9 protein-coding genes are annotated in these 11,850 nt (G+C 66.8%); 5 read left to right on the forward strand and 4 right to left on the reverse strand.

Annotated features, from left to right (window positions below; all coding sequences use genetic code 11):
- Window positions 1-10: 10 nt before the first annotated feature.
- The 4 genes from GGR16_RS12615 to GGR16_RS12630 form a co-directional block, all read right to left on the reverse strand.
- Window positions 11-1,021 carry an HlyD family secretion protein gene (locus tag GGR16_RS12615; RefSeq protein ID WP_019400750.1) on the reverse strand — a complete coding sequence of 337 codons (1,011 nt, stop codon included), beginning with the start codon at window positions 1,019-1,021 and terminating at the stop codon, window positions 11-13.
- A 14-nt stretch (window positions 1,022-1,035) separates the two neighbouring features.
- Window positions 1,036-2,313, reverse strand: coding sequence for a glycosyltransferase (locus GGR16_RS12620; protein ID WP_183316832.1), 1,278 nt, complete (start codon window positions 2,311-2,313; stop codon window positions 1,036-1,038).
- Window positions 2,310-3,662, reverse strand: coding sequence for a TackOD1 domain-containing metal-binding protein (locus GGR16_RS12625; protein WP_246373005.1), 1,353 nt, complete (start codon window positions 3,660-3,662; stop codon window positions 2,310-2,312). Before GGR16_RS12625 ends, GGR16_RS12620 begins: the two co-directional genes overlap by 4 nt.
- Window positions 3,663-3,869: 207 nt before the next feature.
- Complete coding sequence (locus GGR16_RS12630) at window positions 3,870-6,260, reverse strand: heavy metal translocating P-type ATPase (protein ID WP_082312420.1); 2,391 nt, start codon at window positions 6,258-6,260, stop codon at window positions 3,870-3,872.
- Window positions 6,261-6,436: 176 nt separating this feature from the next.
- Between GGR16_RS12630 and GGR16_RS12635 the strand changes: the two genes are divergently transcribed.
- From GGR16_RS12635 to GGR16_RS12655, 5 genes are all read left to right on the forward strand, one after another.
- Window positions 6,437-7,234, forward strand: a complete 798-nt coding sequence (locus GGR16_RS12635) for a GntR family transcriptional regulator (RefSeq protein ID WP_156332686.1) — start codon at window positions 6,437-6,439, stop codon at window positions 7,232-7,234.
- 68 nt (window positions 7,235-7,302) lie between these two features.
- Complete coding sequence (locus GGR16_RS12640) at window positions 7,303-8,385, forward strand: ABC transporter ATP-binding protein (protein WP_183316833.1); 1,083 nt, start codon at window positions 7,303-7,305, stop codon at window positions 8,383-8,385.
- Complete coding sequence (locus tag GGR16_RS12645; protein ID WP_019400757.1) at window positions 8,333-9,331, forward strand: ABC transporter permease; 999 nt, start codon at window positions 8,333-8,335, stop codon at window positions 9,329-9,331. The genes GGR16_RS12640 and GGR16_RS12645 overlap by 53 nt, the downstream gene beginning before the upstream one ends.
- A gap of 10 nt (window positions 9,332-9,341) precedes the next feature.
- Window positions 9,342-10,223, forward strand: coding sequence for a carbohydrate ABC transporter permease (locus GGR16_RS12650; RefSeq protein WP_019400758.1), 882 nt, complete (start codon window positions 9,342-9,344; stop codon window positions 10,221-10,223).
- A gap of 23 nt (window positions 10,224-10,246) precedes the next feature.
- Entirely contained in the window at window positions 10,247-11,812 is a 1,566-nt protein-coding gene (locus GGR16_RS12655; protein WP_050996458.1) for an extracellular solute-binding protein, read from the forward strand.
- Window positions 11,813-11,850 lie beyond the last annotated feature (38 nt).

An 11,850-nucleotide genomic window follows, 5' to 3' on the forward strand; every position in this document is an offset into this window, starting at 1 on the left:
GCCGTGACCCTCAATGCGCCCAACAATAGCCGAAGGCGCAGCCCGAGACCGTCACCTTCTGCGACACGGCGAAGGAATTCGGCTGTTCGAGGCCGATCCGCACCAGCCGCGAGCGGTCGCGCGGGCGGAACATGTTCTGGAATTCGGCCGGCAATGCATCTGCGACCGTCAGGATGGATTCGATGCGCCCCCGCGCCGACTGAGCGCCGCCCTTCACCTTGACGGGCATGGCCTCGGTGATTTCGAACAGATATTCGTCCGGCAGATAGGCCAGGATGTAGGACTGGCCGCCGTTGATCTGCATCAGCTCGTCGCCGAACTTCACGATCTGCCCGGGGATCGGCACCTTGGCGCCGATGACGCCGGGTGCAATCGCACGCAGGTAGCCGTCGTCATAGAGCGCGCTCAGCTTGTCGATGGCCTCGCGAAAAATGGTGCGGGACCGCCTGAGGAGGATCAGCTCGTTCTCGGTCGCGGCCTTCTCGCTCTGCAGCGCCGCCAGGCGCTCGGCGGCCTGGAGGCTGTTGCGCAGGGCGTCGTCCTTCGACAGCAGGGAGACGATGCCCCGGCCGGAGATGGTGTCGAACTGGCTGGACGTCGCCCCGGTCTCCCGCGCCGTCCGTTCCGCCAGCGGCGCGACGGCTGCGATCGAGGTCAGCCTGCCGTTCAGCTGGCCCTCGCGGATGGAGAGCTCGCTGTCGCGCAGGTCGAAATTGGCGAGCTCGCGGATCATCTCGAAGGATTCGAGGCGGGCGAGCGGCGTTCCCGTCTCCACTTTGTCGCCCTCCTTGACATAGACCTCCATCACCTTGCCGGTGTAGCTGGCGCCGACCGAATAGCGCTCCTTGAGCACCGTGCCGTCGATCGAGAGGACGAACATGCTGCCGATCAGGTAGTAGGCCAGCGAACCGAGGAACAGGATGACAAGCACGAGATAGACCGTGCGGCCGAGCCTGCCCGAAGCCGAGCGCTGCTGGGCATCCAGGAGGTCGACACGGGGTTGTTTGCGCAGGCGTTTCACGTGAGCACCCGTCTTTACCAGGGCCGCTGCATGCGGACCTTCATGGGGGTGTAGTTGTCGCGGTGCGAGCCCGAGAACGCCCATTCGTCGATGTAGGCCGAGAGGCGGACGAGGCGCATGACATAGGTCATGAACAGCGAATAGCCGGGCAGGAAGAGCAGGTTGCGCAGGAAGACGCGGCGGCCGGTGCACCAGGTGGACGCCGCCAGAATGAGCGTATCGATGATCATCAGGCCGATCTGCATGCCGACGAGGATGGCGAGCGCGAACGACCCGTACTGGACGAACAGCCAGACGAGATAGACGGGGAAGGCGAAGGCCGCGACCACGTTGAAGAGGGCGAAGTCCCACTCGTGGATGGCCTCGGTCAGGCGAAAGGCCGGCGACAGCGGGTTCATCAGCCGCGCATGCTTGCGGAAGCGGATCCAGATCGCGTCGCGCTCCCAGCGCAGGCGCTGGCGGATGTATTGGTAAAGCGTCACGGGCACGTCGGTGTAGCAGATCGCTTCGGGCGCAAAGACGATGCGCCAGCCTTTCAGGCGCAGGCGGATGGTCGTGTCGAGATCCTCGCCACCACCGACATCGAAGCCGCCGATGTCGTCGAGCGCCCTGCGACGGAAGGCGCTGAACGCGCCTGAGGCGCAAACCACCTGGTTGACGGCGCCGGCGATGCGCTTGCCGACCGAGATCGACTGCAGATATTCGATTTCCTGGAACTGCGTGATCACGCTCGCGCCGCTGTTCCTCGGCGCGATATCGCCGCAGACCGCCCCCACGCGCGGATCGGCGAAGGGCGCCACCAGGCGCTCGATGGCATAGCGGTCGAAGGAGCAGTCGCAATCGACATTGATGATGATGTCGCCGGTCACGAAGGCGCAGGCTAGATTGATGCCGCTCGACTTGCCGCCCCGGAGATCCGTGGACAGGACCCGCGTGGCAAGGCCGCGCCTGACGAGGTCCCGGGCGACGCCGCGCATGCGGTCAGTCGAGCCGTCGCTGGCGATGACGATCTCGAACTCGCGCAGCGACTGCTCGTGCAGCGAGCGCACGCAGGCCTCGAGCGCCTGCTCCTCGTTGTGGCCGACGAGGATGATGCTGACGCTGGGGCGCGCCGAGGGTTCCTCCTCCGCCGGTGGCACGTGCTCGTCCGGCGAGCGCATGAGATGGCCGACGACCAGAAACGGCAGGATATAGCGGGGGAACTCGAAGATCAGCGTGTACCAGAAGACCATCGCGATGCTGAGGGTCGTCTGGCTCAGCAGGAAGGAGAAGCCGAGCTCGAGCGCGGTCACGGCTGGGCTCTTCCCAGGAGCTGCGCGATCGCGAGCCTCGCGTCGAGCTTGTAACGCAGGAGATGCTCGCTGCGGGCGAGCAGGCTGTGCAGCCATGCTTCCGCATGGGGCTCGAAACATTCGATCAGGATGTAGGCCACGTCCTCGGCCACGTGCAGCGAGCCGACGCCGGCCAGCCGGTTGCGGAGGTTCTCGACGAGCAGATCGCGCGACTTCTGGAAGGCTGGACGGCCGCTCGTTGCAATCAGCGCATCCTTGCCGGCAAAGCGGATCTCGGCGATTGCGGCGCGAGCACCGGCGGTGGCGTTGAGGCGCGCCACCTCCCGCTGCAGGGACACGGGCAGGTTCGCCGCGAGCACCGCGGCGTGTCCCTCGAGGAAGGCCCTGGCGGCATCGGTGAGCGAATAGCTGAAAAGATCGACGCGGTTGGCGGCATCGCCGTCCATGCGGGCGCTGCAGTCGAGGCAGACGAAGCCGACCTCGAGCTCGGAGGAGGTGGTGTCGCAGGTGTTGCAGACATGGGCGTGACCGGGGCGGTCGTAGTCCTTGCCGTAGTTGCGCAGCTGCCGCTTGCACTTGGGACAGACGAGCGCCGTGCCGTGGCGGAACAGCTCTTCCGGCATGAGGGCGGCGCAGTGGAAGTGATGGATGAGGGCGGTCTCGCGCAGGTCCGCCGAGCGGCAGGAGGGGCACTCCTCGCGCGCGCTCAGCCGGCGCGAGCGGCAGGAACGACATTCGTGCAGGCGATCGAGGAAGGTCTTCTTGAGGAAGCCGCGCAGGACGAACTCCTCGGCGATCGGAACGACCCGGGCGGCTGAAAAGAAGCCGGGATAGCAGACGGCTTCCGGCGTCAGCGGATAGCGCATGCCGCGCAACGGCCGGCCGGAGACATACATGTGCGCCAGGATCTCGAGGTCCGGCTCGCGGGTATGGCGATATTGCGGGGCGAGCCTCTCGCGCTGCTGCCGGAAACCGACGATGCGTCTTGCGGTCTCGGACCAGGTGTTGGGGCGCATGATGTCGAAGGCGGCGTCGGCGAATTCCCCCGCCCGGCCCTTGATATCGATCATCGGCAGCTGCAGCCCGCCGACGAAGTCGCGGATATCGTGCAGCGGCGAGGAACTGCGCTCATCGGAAAAGAGGATGGCGTCGACGTCATCCCCTTCCGCCGGGTCGAACAGCCAGCCGAAGACGATGTCGAGGTGAGGCGGGATGCGCGGAAACCAGCGGACGCGCGGCTTCCAGGAGAGTCCGGCCTCGCGCCACACGGTGAAGATCTGGCCGACGAGCTGCGCCCAGGCGGTCATCACGCCGCTTGTGGAAGGGGAGGGGCCAGTGGGTAGCGTCATGACCGTCCCTCGAACGTCCTGTCGGCGGACCCCGCGCAGGACGCGTTTGCGATCCGAACCGATCCGGACAAGTGTATCCGTCGGCGGACCTCCCGGCCCACGAACGTCAGACTTTAGAGCAAGCCGCAAGCCATGGCATGATGCTGGGCTAATCGGATCGGGTGATCGGAGAGCCTTTGCAAGGCGTGGATGGCAGGTTTCCGGCCGTCAGAGCTTCACCGCCCGCAGGCGGATGGCGTTGCCGATGACGCTCACGGACGAAAGCGCCATGGCCGCCGCCGCGATGATCGGCGAGAGCAGGATGCCGAGGAAGGGATAGAGGACGCCCGCGGCAACCGGCACGCCGAGGGCATTGTAGATGAAGGCGAAGAACAGGTTCTGCCGGATGTTGCCCATGGTGGCGCGCGACAGGCGCCGCGCCGCAACGATCCCGGTCAGGTCGCCCTTGAGCAGGGTCACGCCGGCGCTCTCCATGGCCACGTCGGTGCCGGTTCCCATGGCGATGCCGATGTCCGCCGTCGCAAGCGCCGGGGCGTCGTTCACGCCGTCGCCGGCCATGGCGACGGTGCGTCCGGCGCTCTTGTAGCGCTCCACCACGGCACTCTTCCCGTCCGGCAGCACCTCGGCCTCGACCTCCTCGATGCCGAGCCGGCGCGCGACGGCCCGGGCGGTCGTCCAGTTGTCACCCGTGAGCATCACCACGCGGATGCCCTCGGCGGCGAGGCCGGCGAGCGCCTGCGGCGTCGAGGCCTTGACGGGGTCGGCGATGGCGATGGCGCCGGCGATACGGCCGTCGATGCCGACGAAGATGGCCGTGGCGCCGTCCTGCCGAAGGTCGTCGGCCTGCTGCTCGAGCGGCGCGGCATCGATGCCGTGCTCGGCGAGGAAGGCCTTGTTGCCGAGCACGACATGGCGGCCGTCGGCCGTGCCGAGCACTCCCTTGCCGGTCGGCGAGTCGAAGTCGGCGACCGGAACCGTCGCGATGCCGCGTCGCTCGGCCGCCTCGACGATGGCCACGGCGAGCGGATGCTCGCTCGCGCGCTCGACGCTGGCCGACAGGCGCAAGACCTCGTCCTCGGCAAAGTCGAGTGCCGGCACGACCGCCGTGACGGCGGGCTTGCCTTCGGTCAGCGTGCCCGTCTTGTCGACCACGATCGTGTCGACCTTCTCCATGCGCTCCAGGGCCTCGGCGTTCTTGATCAGCACGCCCGCCTGGGCGCCCCGCCCGACGCCGACCATGATGGACATCGGCGTGGCGAGGCCGAGCGCGCAGGGGCAGGCGATGATCAGCACCGAAACGGCGGCGACGAGGCCGAAGGCGAGGCGGGGCTCGGGCCCCCAGACGCCCCAGGCCGCGAAGGCGAGGAGCGCCACGACGATCACGGCCGGCACGAAATAGCTCGAGACCTCGTCGGCCAGCCGCTGGATGGGCGCGCGGCTGCGCTGCGCCTCGGCCACGAGCTGGACGATCTGCGACAGCATGGTGTCGCGGCCGACCTTCTGCGCTTCGATCACGAGCGCGCCGGACCGGTTCATCGTGCCGCCGATGACCTTGGTGCCGACCTCCTTGGTCACGGGCATCGACTCGCCGGTGACCATGGACTCGTCGACCGAGCTGCGCCCTTCGACGACGTCGCTGTCGACCGGCACCTTCTCCCCCGGGCGCACCCGGAGACGGTCGCCCACCGCGACGGCATCGAGCTGGACCTCCTCCTCGGTTCCGTCCGGTCCGATCCGGCGGGCGGTCTTCGGCGCAAGGTCGAGCAGCGCGCGGATCGCCCCGCTGGTATTCTCGCGCGCCCTGAGCTCGAGCACCTGTCCGAGGAGGACGAGGACGGTGATCACGGCGGCGGCCTCGAAATAGACGGCGACCGACCCGTCGCCGCCGCGGAAGGCGGCGGGGAAGACGCCGGGGGCGAGTGTTGCGACCAGGCTGTAGAGCCAGGCGATGCCGGTACCCATGGCAATGAGCGTGAACATGTTGAGGCTGCGGTTCACGAGCGAGTACCAGCCGCGCACGAAGAACGGCCAGCCCGCCCACAGCACGACCGGCGTCGCGAGGAGCAACTGGACCCAATTGGACTGCTGCTGGCCGAGATAGTGGCCGAGGCCCGTCAGGTGGCCGCCCATCTCCAGAGCCACGATCGGCAGGGACAGGGCGAGGCCGATCCAGAACCGGCGGCTCATGTCGACGAGTTCGTGGCTGTGGCCACCGTCCGCTTCGGCCACGACCGGCTCCAGGGCCATGCCGCAGATCGGGCACGATCCCGGCCCCACCTGGCGGATCTGCGGATGCATCGGGCAGGTGTAGATCGTCTGTCCCTCGGGAACGCCCCGGGCCTTTTGCCCCGCCGGCCCGGCGTATCGCGCCGGCTCCGCGACAAACTTCGACTGGCACCCCGGCGAGCAGAAATAATAGGTGCGGCCGGCATGCTGCGCCCGGTGCGGTGTGGTGTGCGGATCCACCATCATTCCGCAGACCGGATCCTTCACCGTCCCGGGCTCGCCCGCAGCTGCGTCATGATGATGGTGCCCCGCGTGGGCACCAGGCGCGCGATCGTCGGCGTGGCCGTCAGGGCCACCGTGCGAATGTCTCATGCCGGCCTCTGCCTTGGCGTGGAGGCCAAAGCATCGCCCCTTCCACGGTGGGAAGGTCAAGCGGCCATTTGGTGCCGGTTCACGATCGTTGCCGCCTCATTATCCCGAGACCGGTTGACGAGTGGCACAAACTGACATATCAGAATCATAACTGAGATTTCAGACATGGAATTGATATGTCAGAGCTTGTCGAGTTGCCGTCGCTTCCCCTGACGGAACTGCTCAGCCCCGCGGCCCTCACCGGCGGCGGCAGCGGCGGCATGGCGGGGGAGGTCTATCGGCTGCTGCGGCAGCTCATCATCGAGGTGAAGCTGCTGCCGGGGCGGGCGCTGTCCGAGAAGGAGGTCGCGGCCGCCCTCAGCGTGAGCAAGACGCCGGTGCGCGAGGCGATCATCCGCCTTGCCGAGGAGGGGCTGCTCACCGTGGTGCCGAAGGGCGGCACCTATGTCGCGCCCATCGATATCCAGCGCTACATGGAAGCGGTCTTCGTGCGCGTTCGCCTCGAGGAGAGCGCGGCCATGGAGGCGGCCCGCCGCCACTCTTTCGAGGATCTCGGCCGCCTGGACATGTGTGTCGCGATGCAGGTCGAGGCGGCCCGCAGCGAGGATTTCGCGGCCTTCTTCCAGCTCGACGAGGACTTCCACCGGGATATCTTCGTCGCCGCGCGGCTGCCCGGCGTCTGGACGATCGTCAACCAGGCCAAGGGCGAGGTTGACCGCATGCGCCACCTGAAGCGGGTGTTCGCGGTGCGGCGCACCGAGGACGTCATCAAGGAGCACAAGGCGATCGTCGATGCCATCCGCTCCGGCGATCCGGCGCGGGCGCGCGAGGCGCTCGTCGCCCATCTCGGTTCGCTCGAATCGAAGCTCGGCGAATTGTCCGGCAACCCCAAGCTCTGGTCCTACATCGAGAAGATCAACACGCGCTCGGGCCGCAAGCGCGCGCCACGACACGCGGCGTCCTCGACGGCCTGACCGGCCTCGAAGGCAGCCAAGACCAAGAGCAACGAAGCGGAGGGAACGACAGTGGCAGGAGCGAGCACATGTCGTCGGTGGAGCTGAGCGGCGTCGTCAAGCGCTATGGCACCGTGGAGGTCGTGCACGGCATCGACCTTGCCGTGGCGCCGCGGGAATTCGTCGTCCTCGTCGGACCGTCGGGCTGCGGCAAGTCGACGACGTTGCGCATGGTCGCCGGCCTCGAGGAGATCTCGCAGGGCACGGTTGCGATCGACGGGCGCGTGGTGAACCGCGTGGCGCCGAAGGACCGCGACGTCGCGATGGTGTTCCAGAACTACGCCCTCTATCCGCATCTCAACGTGGCGGAGAACATCGCCTTCGGGCTGCGTGTGCGGCGGGAGCGGAACGAGGTGGTCACCGCCGCGGTCGCCGAGGCGGCGGCGATCCTCGGGCTCAGCGACTATCTCGATCGCAAGCCCGCCGACCTATCGGGCGGCCAGCGTCAGCGCGTCGCCATGGGCCGGGCCATCGTGCGCCGGCCGCAGGTCTTCCTCTTCGACGAGCCTTTGTCGAACCTCGACGCCAAGCTGCGCACCCAGATGCGCGCCGAGATCAAGCGGCTGCACCGGCGGCTCGGCGTGACCAGCCTCTATGTCACGCACGACCAGGTCGAGGCGATGACGCTGGCCGATCGCATCGTGATCATGAACGGCGGGCGCATCGAGCAGGTCGGAAGCCCCATGGAGGTGTTCCACAAGCCGGCGAACACCTTCGTCGCGAGCTTCATCGGCTCGCCGCCGATGAACCTGATCGAGGCCGTCATCGGCACGGTCGAGGGACGCCCCGTCGGCGTGCTGGCGGAGGGGACGACGGTGCCGCTGCCGGCGCGGGCGCTGCCGCAGGCCAGCGACGGGCGGCCCATCATCCTCGGCGTGCGCCCGGAAGCGATCGGGCTGGGCGCGGGCGCATCGGGCATCGCCTGCGAGATCGACCTCGTGGAGCCGCTCGGCTCCGAGGCACTGCTGCACGGCCGCGTCGGCGGCCAGGCCATCATCGCCAAGACCGAGACCCCGGACGACATCGGGGCGCTGGCGGGGATCGGGAGGATCCATTTCGATGTCGACCGCATCCAACTATTCGACCGGGAAAGCGGACGCGCTCTCGCGTGACGCCGGCCGGTCGTCGGCGACATCCGTTGCCGGCGCCTATCTGAGGCGGCTCGCCGAGGACGTCGCGGCGAACTGGCAGCTCTATGTGCTGCTGGCGCCGATGCTGATCTGGTTTCTCGTCTTCCTCTACAAGCCGATGTATGGGCTCGTCATCGCCTTCAAGGACTTCAGCGCCTTCAAGGGCATCGCCGGCAGCCCCTGGGTGGGCCTCGAGAACTTCTACACGTTGTTCGAGAACGAGCTCTTCCGTCGCGCCTTCGCCAATACGCTGATCATCAGCTTCCTCGGTCTGATCTTCGCCTTCCCGGTGCCGATCATCCTGGCGCTGATGTTCAACGAGGTGCAGCATGCCGGCCTGAAGCGGTGGGGGCAGACCATCGTCTACCTGCCGCATTTCATCTCGGTCGTGATCGTGGCCGGCCTCGTCATCAACCTCCTGTCGCCGTCGACCGGCGTCGTCAACCTGGCGCTCGGCGCGCTCGGGATCGAGCCCATCTACTTCCTCACACAGCCGGAGTGGTTCCGTCCCGTCTTCATCGGCTCGGGCATCTGGAAGGAAGCCGGCTTCGAATCGATCGTCTATCTCGCCGCGATCGCCGGCATCAGTCCCTCGCTCTACGAATCCGCGCGCGTCGACGGCGCCTCGCGCTGGCAGATGATGTGGCGCATCACGCTGCCCTCGATCCTGCCGACGATCATCATCATGCTGATCATCCGCGTGGGGAACCTCGTCGAGGTCGGCTTCGAATACATCATCCTGCTCTACCAGCCGGCCACGTTCGAGACCGCGGACGTCGTCTCGACCTACATCTACCGCACAGGCCTGCAGGGCATGCAGTACGACGTCGCCACGGCGGCCGGCCTCTTCAACGCGGTCATCGCCTTCATCCTCGTCTTCACGGCCAACCGGCTCAGCCGGAAGGTCTCCACCGCGTCGCTGTGGTGAGGGAAAGCCGATGTCCGCCTTCACGCTCCATTCGCGCGGCGACCGCTTCTTCGGCTACGCCAACGGGTTCCTGCTGGCGCTGTTCGTGCTCGGCACGCTCTACCCGTTCATCTACATCCTGGCGGCGTCCATCAGCTCCGGCGCGGCGGTGACCTCGGGGCGGGTCTTCCTGTTCCCGGTGGACCTCACCCTCGCGGCCTACGAGCGGGTGCTGTCGGACCGCATGTTCTGGGTCTCCTACGGCAACACCTTCCTCTACACCTTCGGCGGCACGGCGATGAGCCTGCTCATCATCGTGCCCGGCGCCTATGCGCTGTCGCGGCATCAGTTGCGCGGCCGGCGCTTCTTCAACCTGATGGTGGCCTTCACCCTCTGGTTCCACGCCGGCATGATCCCGTTCTTCCTCAACATGCGGGACCTCGGGCTGCTCGACTCGCGCCTCGGCATCATCATCGGCTTCGCCTGCAACGCCTTCAATATCATCCTGCTGCGGAACTTCTTCGAGGCGGTGCCGAAGGCCTTCGAGGAAGCCGCACGCATGGACGGCGCGAGCGACTTCCAGCTGCTGTGGAAGGTCTTCATCCCGCTGTCGAAGCCGGCCATCGCCACCGTCGCGCTGTTCTGCATCGTCACGCGCTGGAACGGCTACTTCTGGGCCATGGTTCTCCTGCGCGGGGAAGAGAAGATACCGCTGCAGCTCTATCTGAAGCGCGTCATCGTCGACCTGAGCGCCAATGACGAATTCGCAGCCTCGCTGCTGACCTCTCGCTATTCGTTCGAGACCGTCTCCGCGGCGATCATGGTCGCGTCGATCATACCGGTGCTGCTGATCTACCCCTACGTGCAGAAGTATTTCAGCAAGGGAATACTTCTGGGCGGGGTGAAGGAATAACGATACATCCCCGGGAGGAAAGCATGAGGAACGGGTTGCCGCGGGCGTCCATTCTTGCTCTTTGCGCGGCGCTTGCGCTGCCGGGAGCCGGGCAGGCGCAACAGGCCGCGAAGATCACCGACAAGCCGCTCGAATTGACGATCCACTTCCACTTTCGCGACAAATACGTCTATCGCGAAGACTGGCCCGTGGAGAAGAAGGCGGCCGAGCTCACGGGCATCAAGGTCAAGAACGTCGCTTCGCTCGCCACGACGTCGAGCCGCGATGCCTTCAACCTCCTCATGGCGTCCGGCGACCTGCCCGACATCGTCGGCGGGGATGCCGTCGGCGGTCTCAAGGACGACTTCATCCGCTTCGGCCTCGAAGGCGCCTTCGTACCGCTCGACGAGCTCATCGCCGCCCATGCGCCGAACATCAAGGCGTTCTTCGATGCCCATCCGCAGATCCGGCAGGCCATCTCGGGCCCGGACGGGAAGCTCTATTTCATCCCCTACGTGCCGGACGGGAAATTCGCGCGCGGCTGGTTCATCCGTCAGGACTGGCTCGACAAGCTCGGCCTTGAGCCGCCGCAGAATGTCGACGAGCTCTACACGGTGCTGAAGGCCTTCCGCGAGAAGGACCCGAACGGCAACGGCAAGAAGGACGAGGTGCCGTATTTCGCGCGCGAGCCTGTCGATGCCATCCGCCTCATCAACATGTGGGATGCGCGGGTCTCGGGCTCGGACCGCTACGGCGACTTCGCCGTCTACGACGGGCAGATCCGCCATCCCTGGGCCGAGGAGACCTACCGCTCCGGCATCGCCAACCTCGCCAGATGGTACAAGGAAGGCCTCATCGACCACGAGATCTTCACGCGCGGGCCACGGGCGCGCGAATACCTGCTCGGCAACGACCTCGGCGGCATGACGCACGACTGGTTCGCCTCGACGGCGAGCTATACCGACGCCCTCAAGGGCAAGATCGAAGGCTTCCTGTTCAAGCCCATCGTGCCGCCGGCGACCGTCTCGGGCCGGCGCTTCGCGGACAATCGCCGCGCCCGCGTGCAGCCGGCCGGATGGGCGATCTCGACCACCAACGAGCACCCGGTCGAGACGATCAGGTACTTCGACTTCTGGTTCTCGCCCGAGGGGCGGCGCCTGTCGAACTTCGGGCTCGAGGGCGTGACCTACGAGATGGTCGATGGCCAGCCGACCTACAAGAAGAGCGTCCTGGAGAGCCCGACGCCGGTCAATGCGCAGCTGTGGGAGATCGGTGCGCAGGTCCCGCGCGGCTACTGGCAGACCTACGACTACGAGAAGCCGTGGACGAATGCGCTCGCCCTCGCCGGCATCGCCGAATACGAGAAGGGCGACTACCTGATCGACGACTTCCTGGGCGTGTCGCTGAACGCCGAGGAAAAGGCCCTCTACGACAAGCACTGGCCCGCGATCCTCACCTACATGACCGAGATGCAGCAGACCTGGGTCCTCGGCGCACGCGATGTCGAGAAGGACTGGGACGGCTACCAGGCGCGGCTGAAGAGCCTCGGCTACGACAAGGTCCTCGCCGTCATGCAGAACGCCTACCAGCGCCAGTATTCGCAGAAGTAACGCCGGCGGGGCGGGTGTCTGCACGGCGCCCGCCTCCC

This window comes from Chelatococcus caeni, assembly GCF_014196925.1.
GTDB lineage: Bacteria > Pseudomonadota > Alphaproteobacteria > Rhizobiales > Beijerinckiaceae > Chelatococcus_A > Chelatococcus_A caeni.